Source organism: Methylobacterium sp. D53M (assembly GCF_053345625.1).
Genome location: NZ_JBKFAL010000025.1, coordinates 1 through 15,604, shown reverse-complemented (window position 1 = coordinate 15,604; position 15,604 = coordinate 1). Strand labels below are relative to the sequence as shown.

At 71.2% G+C, this 15,604-nt stretch carries 13 protein-coding genes; 8 read left to right on the top strand and 5 right to left on the bottom strand.

The genetic code is table 11. The features are described 5' to 3' along the window. Positions 1-59: 59 nt before the first annotated feature. From ACLBYG_RS25590 to cpaB, 3 genes are read right to left on the bottom strand one after another with little or no spacing between them, the layout of a single operon-like run. The gene (locus ACLBYG_RS25590; RefSeq protein WP_175556351.1) at positions 60-827 is read right to left on the bottom strand and encodes a CpaD family pilus assembly protein; all 768 of its coding nucleotides are present in this window, start codon (positions 825-827) and stop codon (positions 60-62) included. Between the two features lie 30 nt (positions 828-857). Continuing rightward, entirely contained in the window at positions 858-2,486 is a 1,629-nt protein-coding gene (locus tag ACLBYG_RS25585; protein WP_447683348.1) for a type II and III secretion system protein family protein, read from the bottom strand. Positions 2,487-2,491: 5 nt separating this feature from the next. Continuing rightward, a complete protein-coding gene (gene cpaB, locus ACLBYG_RS25580; protein WP_447683347.1) occupies positions 2,492-3,307 on the bottom strand; it encodes a Flp pilus assembly protein CpaB in 816 nt (271 codons plus the stop codon). A gap of 257 nt (positions 3,308-3,564) precedes the next feature. Here cpaB and ACLBYG_RS25575 point away from each other — a divergent pair, with 257 nt between their 5' ends. After that, complete coding sequence (locus ACLBYG_RS25575; protein WP_447683346.1) at positions 3,565-4,794, top strand: ABC transporter substrate-binding protein; 1,230 nt, start codon at positions 3,565-3,567, stop codon at positions 4,792-4,794. A gap of 129 nt (positions 4,795-4,923) precedes the next feature. Here the strand turns inward: ACLBYG_RS25575 and ACLBYG_RS25570 are convergent, their stop codons facing one another. Beyond that, the gene (locus ACLBYG_RS25570) at positions 4,924-6,087 is read right to left on the bottom strand and encodes an iron-containing alcohol dehydrogenase (RefSeq protein ID WP_447683345.1); all 1,164 of its coding nucleotides are present in this window, start codon (positions 6,085-6,087) and stop codon (positions 4,924-4,926) included. Positions 6,088-6,174: 87 nt separating this feature from the next. Beyond that, the gene (locus ACLBYG_RS25565; protein WP_244491912.1) at positions 6,175-7,083 is read right to left on the bottom strand and encodes a LysR family transcriptional regulator; all 909 of its coding nucleotides are present in this window, start codon (positions 7,081-7,083) and stop codon (positions 6,175-6,177) included. Positions 7,084-7,199: 116 nt separating this feature from the next. Between ACLBYG_RS25565 and ACLBYG_RS25560 the strand changes: the two genes are divergently transcribed. The 7 genes from ACLBYG_RS25560 (at position 7,200) to ACLBYG_RS25530 (ending at position 15,107) form a co-directional block, all read left to right on the top strand. Further along, positions 7,200-8,696 (top strand): CoA-acylating methylmalonate-semialdehyde dehydrogenase, encoded by a 1,497-nt coding sequence (locus tag ACLBYG_RS25560; RefSeq protein ID WP_020095653.1) that lies wholly within the window; start codon positions 7,200-7,202, stop codon positions 8,694-8,696. A gap of 124 nt (positions 8,697-8,820) precedes the next feature. Then, a complete protein-coding gene (locus ACLBYG_RS25555) occupies positions 8,821-9,966 on the top strand; it encodes an isobutyryl-CoA dehydrogenase (protein WP_020095654.1) in 1,146 nt (381 codons plus the stop codon). Further along, positions 9,963-11,024, top strand: a complete 1,062-nt coding sequence (locus ACLBYG_RS25550) for an enoyl-CoA hydratase/isomerase family protein (RefSeq protein WP_447683344.1) — start codon at positions 9,963-9,965, stop codon at positions 11,022-11,024. The genes ACLBYG_RS25555 and ACLBYG_RS25550 overlap by 4 nt, the downstream gene beginning before the upstream one ends. Positions 11,025-11,209: 185 nt before the next feature. Next, the gene (mmsB, locus tag ACLBYG_RS25545; RefSeq protein ID WP_056526206.1) at positions 11,210-12,103 is read left to right on the top strand and encodes a 3-hydroxyisobutyrate dehydrogenase; all 894 of its coding nucleotides are present in this window, start codon (positions 11,210-11,212) and stop codon (positions 12,101-12,103) included. Further along, positions 12,100-12,879: an enoyl-CoA hydratase gene (locus tag ACLBYG_RS25540; protein ID WP_020095657.1), complete on the top strand. Its 780-nt coding sequence runs from the start codon at positions 12,100-12,102 to the stop codon at positions 12,877-12,879. The genes mmsB and ACLBYG_RS25540 overlap by 4 nt, the downstream gene beginning before the upstream one ends. Positions 12,880-12,893: 14 nt before the next feature. After that, positions 12,894-13,328 (top strand): hypothetical protein, encoded by a 435-nt coding sequence (locus ACLBYG_RS25535; RefSeq protein WP_447683343.1) that lies wholly within the window; start codon positions 12,894-12,896, stop codon positions 13,326-13,328. Positions 13,329-13,373: 45 nt separating this feature from the next. After that, entirely contained in the window at positions 13,374-15,107 is a 1,734-nt protein-coding gene (locus tag ACLBYG_RS25530) for an AMP-binding protein (protein ID WP_447683342.1), read from the top strand. Positions 15,108-15,604: the final 497 nt, after the last annotated feature.

The window sequence follows — 15,604 nt, the reverse complement described above, 5'->3', positions numbered from 1 at the left end:
CGTGCGGGGTGCGGCGTTGCGATCGGCGGCGGGGCTGCCCATCCCCGGCGCCGGCTGTCTCAGTTCGTGACCTGGGCCTTCACGGCGGTCTGCCCATCTTGCCGCCATGTGGTTGACGGATCCTTGCCGTCCCGCAACTGACCAATGTCCCGGACCCGCTTGACCGTGTCGATGCGGCCCTCGGGCCGGCCGCGCACGAGGTCGACCGGGTCGGCGACCTGGGCGGCGACGTTGGACTGCATGGCGCAGCCCAGGTTCCAGCTCGGCCGGTTGTTGTAGTCGGTCGCGAAATTGCCGGCCCCGAGATCCTGAGGCCAGAGGCCGCAGGCATCGGCCACCTTGGCCTGCATGCGCTGGAAGCTCAGCCGGATCGGCGCGGCGAGGGTCGGCGCCGCCACCGCGTAGCCGCTGACGGCGATCTCGCGGGCGTTGACGCCGTTCTGCGTGCCGAGTCGGCCGAGAACCGAGGCCGTCCGCTGCACGGCGGCGACTTGGTCGGGCGGGACGCCCTGGGGTACCTGCATCAGAAGGGTTCCGCGGCCGTAGCGCCGGTACTCCAGCATGAAGGCGTCAACATCGGTCGCCTGGCGCGGGTCCAGATGGCCCGTGCCGGTCGGGAACACGTCGAGGCTGCGGGGCCCGTCGGTCAGCACGATCGGGTGGCGCGCGCGGTAATCCGTGACGTCGATGCCGCCGGTCGTGACGGGATCGGTCTTGCAGGCTGCCGCGAGGGCGGAGAGCGCGCAGGCGGCGAGCACGCTCGCGGCGCGGCGCGGCAGGGCGGGCGGGTGACGTCCGGTCGTGGGTCCGGTCATGGGTCCGGTCATGGGTCCGATCCTGGGAGGCGCGGCGGGGCGCTACTCGACGATGAAGCCGACGCGGCCGCGGTAGGTGCGGCCGAGCGGCGCCGCGGCGGCCGCGCCGGGCGGGGCGACCTTGCCGTAGATGCGGTTGATCTGGCCGAGCAGCACGGCTTGGCCGTCGCTGGAGTCGACGAAGTTGTCGTCGGGCCGGCTGACCTGCTTCGCCTCCATCGGCCGGGCGATGTAGGGCGTGCACATGATCATCAGCTCGGTCTCCTGGCGCTGGTAGTCGCGGGAGCGGAACAGCGCGCCGAGGATCGGGAGGTTGATCAGGCCGGGCAGGCCGGCGATCGCCTGCTTGTTGAACTGCTGGATCAGGCCGGCGGTCATCATCACACCGCCGGAGGGCAGCTCGACGGTGGTCTCGGAGCGGCGCACCCGGGTGCCCGGCACTGCGACCGAGGTGTTGCCGATCACATAGTTGAAGCTCTGCTGCGTATCGATCTCGGTCACGTCCGTGGCGACGCGGATCGAGATCCGGTTGTCGGCCAACACCGTCGGTGTGAACGACAGGGCGACGCCGTAGGGCTTATATGTGATGCCGGGCGAGCAGACGCCGCCGACGGCGCAGGTTGCCGAGGCCGGCACCGCGAACTCGCCGCCGGCCAGGAACTTGGCGGCCTCGCCCGAGATGGCGGTCAGCGTTGGCTCCGCCAGGATGCGCGAGACGCCGGCCTGCTCGAACGCCTTCAGGGTCGCCTGAAGCGAGAAGCCGCCCCCCTGCACGGAGGCCTGGACCAGATTCCCGGTCGGCGTGTTCGTGTTGATCGGGAAGGGCAGGTTGTTGGTGATAACATTCGGGATGTACGCCGGGACCTGCGTGGCCGCCGCGGTGCCGCCGTTCACGAGCGTCTGCCCCAGGTTTCCGACCGGGTTCAGAGCCGACCAGTTGCCGGCCATGTTGATCCCGAACTGCTTCAGGACGTTGCGGGACACCTCCACCACGGTGACGCGGAGCATCACCTGGTCCTTGTTGCGGATCGTGAGGTTGTTGATCACCGCGCCCCGCGAGCCGGCGGCGACGCCGCCGCTGGCCGCGCCCGCGGCCCCCGCGGCCCCGGCGCCGCCCAGGCCCACGAAGGCGTTGGCGATGTCGATCGCCTGCTGCGCGTCCGCCGAGGAGTTGACCGCTCCCGACAGGAGCACCGAGGCGCCCGAGGAGCGCACGTCGAAGCGTCCGCCCGGGATGCTCTGGTTGAGTAGCTCGCGCAGGGTCCCGAGGTTCAGGTCCCGCGCCACCGTCACGTCGAGGGCGGCGATCTGGCGGCCCTCGGCATCCATGATGAAGATCGAGGTCGCGCCGTCCGCCATGCCGATCACGAAGACCTTGCGGGTCGAGCGGACCACGGCGTTGGCCACCGCGGGGTTGGCCACGAACACCTCCTTGGCGTCCCGCGGCAGGTCGACGATGACGGACCGGCCCGCGGTCAGCTCGACCCGCCGGGTCGAGCTCGCTTCCGCGGCTCCGACCGTGAGGATCGGCGCCGGGCCGAAGGTCTGGCGGTCCTGGGAAGAGGCCGGCCCGGTCAGGGCGACGAGCAGCGCGACGGCGCCGGCCGAGCAACGGCGCGGGCCGCGGTCGGGGCGCCGCGTCGGGCGCGTGAGGGACAGCGAAGCGGTCATGGCGGTCACGGCGTCTGCTGCCGCGCGACGCCGAAGCGCACCACGGTCAGGGCGGGTTCGGGCATCTGCGCGGCGGACGCGTCGGCCAGCGGTACGGCTTCCGGCGGCAGCCCGGCATCGGCGAGGCTGCGCAGGGAGAGCGTCAGGGCGCCGACCTTCTGGGCGAGCGCCAGGGTCTCGGCCTGCGCGGGCGTCACGGCCAGCGTCGCGGTCTCGCCGGTGACGACGTTGGTGCCGTTCTTCTCCTGGACCAGCTGACCGATCGCCAGGACGCGGATGTCGGTGAGGATCGTCTGGGAGAGCTGCACGTCGCTGTTGTTGGCCCGCGAATTGGACTCGTCGCGGAAGGTGCGGATCACGTCGACGCGGTCGTTCGGCAGGATGAAGCCGCCGGCCGAGTTGGTTCCGCGGCTGTCGGTGACGATGGCGACCGCGCGCATGCCGGGCGGCAGGATCGCCGCCATGAACCCGCTCTCCGGGCGCACCAGCTTCTGTGCGCGGATCGGCTCGCCCGTCAGGAAGCCCGAGCGCACGGACGCGCCCACGGTCTCCTCGAGGGCCTTGGGGTTGATCTTGCGGGTCATGTAGCCGTTGGCCACGGCGCCGTCCGGCCAGGGCTGCCAGCGCAGGTCAGCGGCCCGGAGCACCTGGCCCATGGGCATGTCGATGGCGGCCACGAGCACGTCGGTCGTCGGCTGCGGCGGCGCCTCGGCCGCCGGCGGCGGTGGCGGCGGTGGCGGATCGCCGCCGCTCATCAGGAAGGCCGCCCCGGTGCCCGCCGCGAGGGCGATTCCGAGGACGGCGAAACGGGCTGGGTTCATCGCATCGCCACGCGCCGGAGACGGCCGGATTGCCGTCCATGACCGGAACCTGCGCGGGGATTCGTGTAATTATGGTTAAGGTATTATAACCTCTGCCTTTGTCGTCGGTCCGGAAACGGGTCGATCGGAACCGCGTCACAATCCGCGGAATCCTTCAGCTCCCGCCCGACCTCGGCCGTGGCGCGGCGCCGGGTCGTCCCCTATCGTGCCGCCGGAACCGCCTCAGAAGCGGGCACTCGGGCGAACCGGGGGGAGACATGATCAGGACAATCGGCGGCGCGGTGATGGCGGCCGCTCTCGCGGGGACCGCGCTCGGCTCCGCTCCGGCGGCCGCGCAGGGAAGCTTCTCGGACAACGCGATACGGATCGGCGTCCTCAACGACCAGTCCGGCCTCTACGCCGAGTACGGCGGCCAGGGCTCGGTCGAGGCCGCCCGGATGGCGGTGGAGGACATGGGCGGCAAGATCGGCAGCGTGCCGATCGAGATCCTCACGGCCGACCACCAGAACAAGCCCGACATCGCCTCGGCGATCGCCCGGCAATGGTACGACCGCGACAATGTCGACGCGATCATGGAGCTGACCACCTCCTCGGTGGCGCTGGCGGTCCAGGGCCTGTCCAAGGAGAAGAAGAAGATCACCATCACCACCGGGGCCGCGACCAGCGACCTCACCGGCAAGGCGTGCTCGCCCTACGGCTACCATTGGGCGTTCGACACGCGGGCGCTGGCGGTGGGCACCGGCGGCGCGCTGACCCGGGCGGGCGGCAACACGTGGTTCTTCCTCACCGCCGACTACGCCTTCGGCTCGGCGCTGGAGGCCGACACCAGCAAGGTCGTGCTCGCCAACGGCGGCAAGGTGCTGGGCAGCGTCCGGCACCCGCTCTCGAACCAGGACTTCTCGTCGTTCCTGCTCCAGGCGCAGGGCTCGAAGGCCAAGGTAATCGGGCTCGCCAATGCCGGCCTCGACACCTCGAACGCGATCAAGCAGGCCGCCGAGTACGGCATCGTCGAGGGCGGCCAGAAGCTCGCGGCGCTGCTGTTCACCCTCTCGGAGGTGCACGGGCTCGGCCTCAAGGTCGCCCAGGGCCTGACGCTCACCGAGGGCTGGTACTGGGACGCCAACGACGAGACCCGCGCCTTCGGCCAGCGCTACATGAAGCGCACCGGCCGGATGCCCAACATGATCCAGGCCGGCACCTACTCGGCGGTCCTGTCCTACCTGAAGGCCGTCAAGGCGGCCGGCACCGACGAGACCGACGCGGTGAACGCCAAGCTCAAGGATCTGCCGGTGGACGACGTCTTCGCCCATGGCGGGATCGTGCAGCCGAACGGACGCATGGTCCACGACATGTACCTGTTCGAGGTCAAGAAGCCGGCCGAGTCGAAGGGTCCGTGGGACCTCTACAAGCTGATCTCGACGATTCCCGGCAAGGAGGCCTTCGCCTCCCCGGCCGAGAGCGGCTGCCCGCTGACGGCGGCGAAGTAGGTCTCACCCCGTCAACGCGAGCGCAGCGCAGCGACCCGGGGCGGCGCGTCCCTGGATTGCTTCGCTCCGCTCGCACAGACGGCGGCGGGTCGAATGTCCCGTCTCAGGAGTGCTCTACTCCGGAGGGTATCACCCCGCCCAGACGCGCCGGTACAGGGCCACGATCTCGTCGGCGCTGGGCTCCACCGGGTTGTTGGCGGGGGAGCCGGAGGCCAGCGCCTGGGCCGCCATGGTGGGCAGCAGCGCCTCCCAGCGGGCCGGGTCGATCCCGTATTCCCGCGGTCCCGGCACGTCGAGGTCGTCGTTCAGCGCCTCGAGCTCGGCCACCAGGGCCGACACCGCGGAGCGGTCGTCGGTGTCCGGGCCGGCGATCTTCATGGCGCGGGCGCAGGCGGCGTAGCGGTCGATCGCGGCCGGGGCCGAGAAGGCCGTGACCGCCGGCAGCAGCATCGCGTTCGAGAGCCCGTGCGCGACGTGGAAATGCGCGCCGATCGGCCGGCTCATGCCGTGGACGAGCGCCACGGAGGCGTTCGAGAAGGCGATGCCGGCCTGGGTCGCGCCGAGCATCATCGCCTCGCGGGCCGCCCGGTCGCCCGGATCGGTCCAGACCCGGCGCAGGTTCGGGGCGATCAACCGCATCGCCTGAAGCGCCAGCCCGTCCGAGAACAGGTTCGACTTGCGCGAGACGTAGGCCTCGATCGCGTGGGTCAGGGCGTCGATGCCGGTATCGGCGGTGAGCCGCTTCGGCTTGGTGAGCGTCAGCTCGTAATCGACCAGGGCCGCCACCGGCAGGTAGGCGAGGCCGATGCAGAGCATCTTCTCGTCCGAGGCCTCGTCGGTCACGATGGTGAAGCGGGTCGCCTCCGAGCCGGTGCCGGCGGTGGTCGGGATCGCCACGATCGGCAGGCCCGGCTCGTCCTGCTGGCGCGGCGCCTTGTAGTCGCGCATGTGGCCGCCGTGGCGGGCGAGCACCGCCACCGCCTTGGCGGTGTCCATGGGGCTGCCGCCGCCGAAGCCGACTACGCAGTCGAAATCGCCCGCCTGGAGGGCCGTCAGCGCCGCCTCCACGGACGCCACGGTCGGGTCCGGCACGGTCTCGGAGAAGATTGTGGCCTTCGCGCCCGCCTTGGTGAGGCGCTCGAGCAGCGTGTCGGTGCGGCCGCTGCCGGCGAGATAGGGATCGGTGACTACGAAGGGCCGCGACAGGCCCAGCTGGCCGAGCACCTCCGGCAGGAGCCGCGAGGCGCCGGCGCCGACGCGCATCAGCCGGGGCAGGGCGATCGAGGCGACCATACTCTTGCTTCTCCCACCCGGCGCCTCTGCTGGTGCGCCGGAACGACGATCTTAGGACCTGCGCCCGCCGGGCGAAACTGCCGGTGCTTACACTGCCGGCCCGGCGAAGAGCGCGGCGGCGGCCTCCACCTCGCCCGCGATGAAGCCCGCCACGGCGCGGATATGGGCGGCCTTCCGGTGATCCTCGTGGATGTGCATGTGGAACGAGCGGGTCAGGGACACCGCCCCGGGCAGCACCGGCACGAGACCCGGATGGGCCGCCGCGATGAAGGCCGGCAGCACGCAGAGGCCTGCGCCGCCGAGCGTCGCGTGGACCTGGGCCAGGAGGTTCGTGGAGCGCAGCCGCGCCGAGACCGGCGGGCCCAGGGCGCCGAGATAGTTCAGCTCGCGCGTGAACAGCATGTCCTCGATGTAGCCGACGAAGGGATGCCCCGAGAGATCTCCGACCTCCGCGATCGGTCCGGTCCCGGCGAGGTAGGATTCGGCCGCGTAGACGAGCAGCCGGTAATCGGTCAGCCGGCGCGCCACCACCCGCGCCTGCTGCGGGCCGGACAGGCTGATGACGATGTCGGCCTCGCGCTTCGACAGGCTGAAGATCCGGGCGGTCGCCATGATCTCGACCTCCAGCCCCGGATGGCGCGCGGTGAGCCGGTGCATCCGGGGGGCCAGGAAGACGCTGCCGAACCCGTCCGGCGCGCCGATCCGCACCGTGCCGGAGACCGCCTGGGCGGCCTCCGTGGCGGCGCTCGCCGACAGGAACGCGCTCTCCATGGCCTCGGCGACGCCGAGCAGGTTCGCGCCGTCCTCGGTGAGCGCGTAGCCGAGGTTGCTGCGGTGGAACAGCCGGGCGCCGAGCCCTTCCTCCAGGGCGCGGATCCGGCGCCCGACCGTGGTGTGCTCGGTGCCGGTACGGGTCCCGGCGGCGCTCAGCGTTCCGGTCCGCGCTACGGCGAGGAAGAAGCGAAGGTCGTCCCAGTTGGGCCCCGTCCTGGCCATGATCGCACCCTCGCTGTGCATCGATGCACGACGGCTGTAAGCGCATCCGGCTTTATCGCTCAAGCGATCCTGATAGGGTGCGCCAAAATCGAACGCCACATCACAGGGAGGCGCGCATGCGCACGATCGGGCATTACATCGGCGGCCGGAACGTCGGCGGCGAGAGCGGGCGGTTCGCCGACGTGTTCCACCCCTCGACCGGCGAGGTGCAGGCCAAGGTCGCGCTCGCCAGCAAGGCCGAGATGCGCGCCGCGGTCGAGAACGCCGCAGCGGCCCAGCCGGCCTGGGCGGCGACCAATCCGCAGAAGCGCGCCCGCGTGATGATGCGCTTCCTCGAGCTCATCCGCGGCGAGAACGATTCGCTGGCCGAGCTGCTGGCCTCCGAGCACGGCAAGACCGTGCCGGACGCCAAGGGCGACATCCAGCGCGGCGTCGAGGTCGTGGAGTTCGCCTGCGGCATCCCGCACCTGCTCAAGGGCGAGTACACGGAAGGGGCGGGTCCCGGGATCGACGTCTACTCCCTGCGCCAGCCGCTGGGCGTCGTCGCCGGCATCACACCGTTCAACTTCCCGGCCATGATCCCGCTGTGGAAATGCGCCCCGGCCATCGCCTGCGGCAACGCCTTCATCCTGAAGCCGTCCGAGCGCGACCCGAGCGTGCCGATCCGCATCGCCGAGATCTTCTTGGAGGCGGGCCTGCCGCCGGGCATCCTCAACGTCGTCAACGGCGACAAGGAGGCGGTCGACGCGATCCTCGACGACGAGGACATCAAGGCGGTGGGCTTCGTCGGCTCCTCGCACATCGCCGAGTACATCTACGTGCGCGCCGCCGAGACGGGCAAGCGCGCCCAGTGCTTCGGCGGCGCCAAGAACCACATGATCATCATGCCGGACGCCGACATGGGCCAGGCGGTCGACGCGCTGATCGGCGCCGGCTACGGCTCGGCCGGCGAGCGCTGCATGGCGATCTCGGTGGCGGTGCCGGTGGGCGAGCAGACCGCCGACCGCCTGATGGAGAAGCTGGTCCCGCGGGTCGAGTCGCTCAAGATCGGCCCGTCGCACGACGGGTCGGCCGATTACGGCCCGCTCGTCACCCGGGAGGCCGTGCAGAAGGTCGCGAGCTACATCGACAAGGGCGTCGCCGAGGGCGCGCAGCTCGCCGTCGACGGCCGCGGCTTCAAGCTCCAGGGCTACGAGAACGGCTTCTACATGGGCGGCTCGCTGTTCGACCGCGTGACGCCCGACATGACGATCTACAAGGAAGAGATTTTCGGCCCCGTGCTCTCGGTGGTTCGGGCCAAGGATTACGAGGAGGCGCTGGCGCTGCCCTCCACCCACCAGTACGGCAACGGCGTCGCGATCTTCACCCAGGACGGCGACGCGGCCCGCGACTTCACCGCCCGGGTCAACGTCGGCATGGTCGGAGTGAACGTGCCGATCCCGGTCCCGATCGCTTACCACACCTTCGGCGGCTGGAAGCGCTCGGGCTTCGGCGACCTGAACCAGCACGGGCCGGACTCGATCCGGTTCTACACCAAGACCAAGACCGTGACGCAGCGCTGGCCGAGCGGCATCAAGAGCGGGGCGGAGTTCTCCATCCCGACGATGCGGTAGAGCGCGACGGCTCGAGGTCGGGGCCCGGGTCCCCCTCCCCCGCGCGGGTAGGGGGTTACGGCCCGCCTCGGGGCGGCCGATGTGCGTACCTCGCGCGGTGGCTGACGAATATGAGGGAGTGCCCATGAGTTTCGGGCTCGACGAGGACCGGACCGCGATCCGCGAGATGGCCCTCGGCTTCGCGGCCGAGCACATCGCGCCGCACGCCCTCGACTGGGACCGCGACAAGACCTTCCCGGTCGAGACCCTGCGGGAAGCGGCCGCGCTCGGCATGGCGGGCATCTACGTCCGCGAGGATGTCGGCGGTTCCGGCCTGTCGCGCCTCGACGCGACGCTGATCTTCGAGGCGCTCAGCACCGGCTGCCCGACCGTGGCGGCGTTCCTGTCGATCCACAACATGTGCGCCTGGATGATCGACGCCTACGGCGACGACGATCAGCGCCGCCGCTGGCTGCCGTCGCTCATGGGCATGGAGCGGATCGCCAGCTACTGCCTCACCGAGCCGGGCTCGGGCTCCGACGCCGCGGCGCTCCGCACCCGCGCCGAGCGGGACGGCGACCATTACGTGCTCTCCGGCGAGAAGCAGTTCATCTCGGGCGCCGGCGCCAGCGACCTCTACGTCTGCATGGTCCGCACCGGCGAGGCCGGCCCGGCGGGGATCTCCGCGATCGTGGTCGAGAAGGGCACGCCCGGCCTGTCCTTCGGGGCCGACGAGCGCAAGATGGGCTGGAACGCCCAGCCGACCCGCGCGGTGCGCTTCGACGGCTGCCGTGTGCCGGTGGGCAACCGCCTCGGCGCCGAGGGCCAGGGCTTCAAGATCGCCATGAGCGGCCTCGACGGGGGGCGGCTCAACATCGCGGCCTGCTCGCTCGGCGGCGCGCAGGCGGCCCTCGACAAGGCGCTCGCTTACATGGGCGACCGCCGCGCCTTCGGGGCGAGGCTCACCGACTTCCAGGCGCTGCAGTTCCGCCTCGCCGACATGGCGACGAGCCTGGAGGTGTCGCGCACCTTCCTGCGGCACGCGGCCGCCGCGCTCGACGCCAAGGACCCGGCCGCGACCCAGCTCTGCGCGATGGCCAAGCGCCACGTCACCGACGCGGCCTTCGAGGTCGCCAACCAGGCGCTCCAGCTTCACGGCGGCTACGGCTACCTCGCCGAGTACGGCGTGGAGAAGATCGTCCGCGACCTGCGCGTGCACCAGATCCTCGAGGGGACCAACGAGATCATGCGGCTGATCATCGCCCGCGGGCTGACCGGGGGCCGTCGATGAGCGACGTGATCGTCGAGCGTGTCGGCGCGCTGGGCCGGCTGCGGCTCAACCGGCCGAAGGCGCTCAATGCCCTGACCCGCGGCATGGTCGGCGAGATCGACCGGGCGCTCGACCGGTTCTCGGCCGATCCGGGCATCGCCGCGGTGCTGCTCACCGGGGAGGGCGAGCGCGGCCTGTGCGCCGGCGGCGACCTGCGCTCCCTTTACGACAGCCCCGACACCGCCTTCGCCGAGACCTTCTGGCGGGACGAGTACAGGCTCGATGCGCGCATCGCGGCCTACGAGAAGCCCTTCGTGGCGGTCATGGACGGCATCACCATGGGCGGGGGTGTCGGGCTCGCGGGCCACGCTGCGCACCGGATCGTCACCGAGCGTTCCCGCGTCGCCATGCCGGAGACCGGCATCGGCTACCTGCCGGATGTCGGCGGAACGTGGCTGCTGCCGCGCGCGCCCGGGGAACTCGGCACCTATCTCGGCCTGACCGGCGAGCCGGTAGGCGCCGCCGACGCGATCTTCTGCCGGCTGGCCGACGCCCTGGTGCCCTCCGCGGGGCTGCCTGACCTGATCGACGTCCTCGTGGCGCTCGACCCGGATGCCGGGCAGGCGGGCGTGCGGGACGCGATCGCACGGCTCGCCCGTGATCCGGAGCCGGCGCCGCTCGCCGCGCACCGGGCGGTGATCGACCGCTGCTTCGCCTTCGACATGGTGGACGAGATCCTGTCGGCCCTGGCGGCGGACGGCTCGGACTTCGCCGCCGCGACCCGGGCGACGCTCCTGACCAAGGCGCCGTCGAGCCTCGTCCTGACGCTGTGCCTCCTGCGGCTCGGCCGCGGCGCGCCGAACCTGGAAGCCTGCCTGGAGCGCGAGTTCCACGCCTCGCTGGCGCTGCTGGCGGAGGGCGATTTCCGCGAAGGCATCCGCGCCGCGGTGATCGACAAGGACAAAAGCCCGCGCTGGAACCCGCCGACCCTCGACGCGGTCGATCCGGCGCGGATCGCCCGCTGGCTGGAGAAGCGGGCGGAGCCGGTTTTTTCGGAATCGCGCACGGGGCCGGTGTGATGACGCGTCGCTCGTTCCCACCCACACCCTCATCCTGAGGTGCCGAAGCGTAGCGTAGGCCTCGAAGGAGGGCTCCAGAAGCCGCCGTCATTCCTGGAGCCCTCCTTCGAGGCCCGCGTCGCGGTCACTTCAGGATGAGGACGCGGGTGGAAGACGCGAACGACAGCAATCAAGGGAGAAGCAGGATGGCGCAGACCATCGGGTTCATCGGTCTCGGCAACATGGGCGGGCCCATGGCGGCCAACCTCGTGAAGGCGGGCCACACCGTGCGCGGCTTCGACCTGGTGCCGGCCTCGCTGGAGGCGGCGCGCGCCGGAGGCGTCGCTGTCACCGGCTCGGCCCTGGAGGCGGCCCAAGGGGCGGACGTCGTCATCACCATGCTGCCCGCCGGGCGGCACGTGGTCGAGGTCTGGACGCAGCTCGCCGAGGCCCTGCCCGCCGGCACGCTCCTGATCGATTCCTCCACGGTCGACGTCGAGAGCGCCCGCAAGGCCCACGCCCTCGCCGAGGCGCGGGGCTGCCTGTCGGTGGACGCGCCGGTCTCCGGCGGCACCGGCGGCGCGAAGGCCGGGACGCTGACGTTCATGGCCGGCGGCGCCGCGGCCGCCTTCGCCAAGGCCGAGCCGCTGCTGAAGGTGATGGGCAAGAACGTGTTCCATTGCGGCGATGCCGGCGCCGGGCAGGCGGCCAAGATCTGCAACAACATGATCCTCGGCATCTCGATGATCGGCGTCAGCGAGGCCTTCGCGCTCGGCGAGAAGCTCGGCCTGTCGCACCAGGCGCTCTACGACGTGGCCTCGGTCTCCTCGGGCCAGTGCTGGTCGCTGACCACCTACTGCCCGGTGCCGGGCCCGGTGCCGACCTCGCCGGCCAACAACGGCTACAAGCCGGGCTTCGCCGCCGCGCTGATGCTCAAGGACCTCCGGCTCGCCCAGGCCGCCGCCATCGCCGCGGGGGCGGCGACGCCGCTGGGCGCGGAGGCCGCGCAGATCTACGGCCTGTTCGAGGGCGCGGGCCACGGGGGAGAGGACTTTTCCGCGATCATCCGTATGCTCCGCGGGCAGGGAGGCGAGTCGTGAGCGACACGTACGAGACGATCCTTACGGAGACGCGCGGGCGCGTCCTGCTGATCACCCTCAACCGGCCGAAGGCCCTGAACGCCCTCAACGCGCAGCTCACCCGCGAGGTGATCCGGGCGGCGACCGAGGCGGATGCGGATCCGGGGATCGGCTGCATCGTCCTCACCGGCTCGGCGAAGGCCTTCGCGGCCGGCGCCGACATCAAGGAGATGCAGCACGCCACCTACGCGGAGATGTATTCCGGCGACCGGTTCGCCGACTGGGACCGGTTCGTCGCCGTGCGCAAGCCGATCATCGCCGCGGTGGCGGGCTACGCGCTGGGCGGCGGCTGCGAGCTCGCCATGATGTGCGACATCATCCTGGCGGCCGACACGGCGCAGTTCGGCCAGCCCGAGATCAAGCTCGGCGTGATGCCGGGGATCGGCGGCAGCCAGCGGCTAACCCGCTTCGTCGGCAAGGCCAAGGCCATGGAGATGTGCCTGACCGGGCGGATGATGGACGCCGCCGAGGCCGAGCGCGCCGGCCTCGTCTCGCGCGTGATCGCGGCCGACCAGCTCCTCGACGAGGCGCTGAAGGCGGCCGAGACCATCGCGTCGATGTCGCTGCCGATCGCGATGATGACCAAGGAGGCGGTCAACCGGTCCTATGAGACCACGCTGACCGAGGGCATCCGGTTCGAGCGGCGGGTGTTCCACGCCATGTTCGCCACCAAGGACCAGAAGGAGGGTATGGCCGCCTTCGTAGAGAAGCGGCCGCCCCGGTTCGAGAACACCTGAGCGGGGACCAGGCGATGGATGTGCTGGACCACGACGACGTCCGGTTCGAGATGGCCTTCCCGCGCGCAATCGTCGCCCAGAAGGCGCGCGGGCGCGAGGAGACCATCAACGAGCACCTCGTGAAGCTGCTCGCCTTCGAAGTGCCCCAACGGACGCGGTCGGTCTGGCGGAAAGAGCTGACGCGCCATTTCCGTTTCCTGGCGGCGCTGCGGGTCAAGCCCGGCGCCAGCCTGATCCCGCCCCGCGATTGGTGGGCATGGCTCTACGCGGATCCATTCGAACACAACGAAGCCGGCTACACGGCCGGCCTGATCGCGCTGAACGCCGACGATTTCGCCCGCAACGACCGCAGTGTTGGGGCGATCGCCGGGCAGATCCGCGACTTCCACGCCGCCATGGTTCAGCGCCTCGCGCAGGGCGAGGCCGGTGAGGATCTGATCCCGGCCTGAAGACGCCGGGTCGGGATCGGTCAACGAGGACGAGGGGGAACGACCATGCCGAGCTTCCGGGAGGCCCGCGACCTTCTGCTGGTCCACCGCACCGACTACGCCGCTGCCGTCGCGGCCTTCGCGTGGCCGGACCCGGTGCCGTTCAACTGGGCGCTCGACTGGTTCGACGCCGTCCTCGCCGGCCCAGAGAATTGCGACCGCGCCGCCCTGCGGATCGTCGAGGCTGGCAGCGGGGCCGAGCAGAGCCTCAGCTTCGGCGAGCTCGCGGCACGGTCCAATCAGGTGGCCAACCACCTGCGTCAGCTCGGCCTGAAGCGCGGTGACCACCTGCTCCTGCTGCTCGGCAACGTGCCGGCCCTGTGGGAGACCATGCTGGCCGCGATGAAGCTCGGCGCCGTGGTCATCCCGGCGACCACGCTGCTCACCGCCGACGAGCTCGCCGACCGCCTCGCCCGCGGCCGCCCGCGGGCGATCGTGGCCGGGCCGGAGCAGATCGCACGGTTCGCCGGCCTCGACACGGGCGGCGCCGTCCGCCTGGTCACCGGGGCTCCGACGGAGGGCTGGGCGGCCTACGACGACGCCTTCAAGGCCTCGGACAGCTTCGCGCCGGACGCCCCGACCGCCGCCGACGACCCGCTGCTCCTCTACTTCACCTCCGGCACCACGGCGAAGCCGAAGCTGGTGCGCCACAGCCACCGCTCCTACCCGGTGGGCGCGCTCTCGACCATGTACTGGCTCGGGCTGCAGCCGGGGGACGTGCACTGCAACGTCTCCTCGCCGGGCTGGGCGAAGCACGCGTGGTCCTCGTTCTTCGCGCCCTGGAATGCCGGCGCGACGATCCTGGTGATCAACCAGGCGCCGTTCAACGCGGCCGCGCTGCTGGCGCAGCTGGAGCGCACCGGCGCCACGACGCTCTGCGCGCCGCCGACCGTCTGGCGGATGATCATCCAGGAGGACCTGTCCGGGAAGCGGCTCGCCCTGCGCGAGGTCTGCGCGGCGGGCGAGCCTCTGAATCCCGAGGTGATCGAGCGCGTGAAGAGCGCCTGGGGCCTCACGATCCGCGACGGCTACGGTCAGACCGAGACCACCGCGCTCATGGCCAACACGCCGGGGCAGCCGGTGGTGCCGGGCGCCCTGGGCCGGCCTCTCCCGGGCTACCGGGTGCGCGTCCTCGACCTCGACGGCCAGCCGGCGACCGAGGGCGAGGTCTGCCTCGAACTCGGGGCCCACCGGCCCGCCGGCCTGATGCAGGGCTACGACGACGGTCAGGGCAACCTGTCGGGCGCCGCCGGCGACCTGTACCACACCGGCGACGTCGCCTTCGTGGACGAGCAGGGCTGCTACACCTTCGTCGGCCGCGCCGACGACGTGTTCAAGTCGTCGGGCTACCGGATCAGCCCCTTCGAGCTGGAGAGCGTGCTGATCGAGCATCCGGCCGTGGCCGAGGCGGCGGTGGTGCCGGTGCCTGATCCGATGCGTCACACCATCCCGAAGGCCTACGTCTCTCTGGTGGCCGGAGCCAGCCCCGGACCCGAGACGGCGCTCGACATCTTCCGCTTCACCAACGCCCGGCTCGCGACCTTCAAGCGCCTGCGCGCACTCGAATTCGTCACCGATCTGCCCAAGACGATCTCGGGCAAGATCCGGCGGGTGCAGCTCCGCCGCCTGGAGCACGAGGGCATCACCGAGGACCCGCACCGGGGCCGCGCCTACACGCAGGCGGACTTCCCGGAGCTGAAGGGCGAGGCCGAGCGCAAGCTCGACCAGACGGCGGGCTGAGCGTTTCCGCCCCGTGATCGCGGGCGCGGCGAGGCGACCCAGGGCAGCGCGCCATCGGTCGGCCTGGCGCAGTCCTGGCGCGCCCCGCTGCGCCCGCGAGGGCGGCGGCGCTCCTGAAGGCTCGGGTCCCCGGGTGACGAACCCTCAAGGTTTCCGGTTTCCGAAGCCGAAGCCGCCGATTTACAGGGGTTCTCAAGTCTCCCGTCGACGCTGTCGCGCGTGAGCGGGCCCGCGCCGGCGGATCGGTAAAATTGCGCGCATCCGCTTCAGCGCCGCGGAGGCTCTGCGGCGCAATCCTGTCCTCAACAACGGGGACGGGTTCGATGGGCGCGGCGCTTCTCAGGACGGTTCGGGGGATGCTGGTCGGAGCGGCGACGCTGCTCGGCCTCGCCGCTCCGGTTCAGGCGCAGACGTTGGCGAGCTTGCCTGCGGACGTGGGCGCCAAGATCCTGGGCGACGCCAAGCCGATCGCGGCGTGGGTGACGTTCTGTCAGAAT

What these genes read in the sequence shown, in the direction of transcription:
- ACLBYG_RS25535 (WP_447683343.1), top strand. Translation starts at nt 12,894, where the DNA reads ATGGATGTGCTGGACCACGACGACGTCCGGTTCGAGATGGCCTTCCCG.
- ACLBYG_RS25530 (WP_447683342.1), top strand. Translation starts at nt 13,374, where the DNA reads ATGCCGAGCTTCCGGGAGGCCCGCGACCTTCTGCTGGTCCACCGCACC.
- ACLBYG_RS25565 (WP_244491912.1), bottom strand. Translation starts at nt 7,083, where the DNA reads ATGGCCAGGACGGGGCCCAACTGGGACGACCTTCGCTTCTTCCTCGCC.
- ACLBYG_RS25550 (WP_447683344.1), top strand. Translation starts at nt 9,963, where the DNA reads ATGAGCGACGTGATCGTCGAGCGTGTCGGCGCGCTGGGCCGGCTGCGG.
- ACLBYG_RS25570 (WP_447683345.1), bottom strand. Translation starts at nt 6,087, where the DNA reads ATGGTCGCCTCGATCGCCCTGCCCCGGCTGATGCGCGTCGGCGCCGGC.
- ACLBYG_RS25590 (WP_175556351.1), bottom strand. Translation starts at nt 827, where the DNA reads ATGACCGGACCCATGACCGGACCCACGACCGGACGTCACCCGCCCGCC.
- ACLBYG_RS25575 (WP_447683346.1), top strand. Translation starts at nt 3,565, where the DNA reads ATGATCAGGACAATCGGCGGCGCGGTGATGGCGGCCGCTCTCGCGGGG.
- mmsB (WP_056526206.1), top strand. Translation starts at nt 11,210, where the DNA reads ATGGCGCAGACCATCGGGTTCATCGGTCTCGGCAACATGGGCGGGCCC.
- ACLBYG_RS25585 (WP_447683348.1), bottom strand. Translation starts at nt 2,486, where the DNA reads ATGACCGCTTCGCTGTCCCTCACGCGCCCGACGCGGCGCCCCGACCGC.
- cpaB (WP_447683347.1), bottom strand. Translation starts at nt 3,307, where the DNA reads ATGAACCCAGCCCGTTTCGCCGTCCTCGGAATCGCCCTCGCGGCGGGC.
- ACLBYG_RS25555 (WP_020095654.1), top strand. Translation starts at nt 8,821, where the DNA reads ATGAGTTTCGGGCTCGACGAGGACCGGACCGCGATCCGCGAGATGGCC.
- ACLBYG_RS25560 (WP_020095653.1), top strand. Translation starts at nt 7,200, where the DNA reads ATGCGCACGATCGGGCATTACATCGGCGGCCGGAACGTCGGCGGCGAG.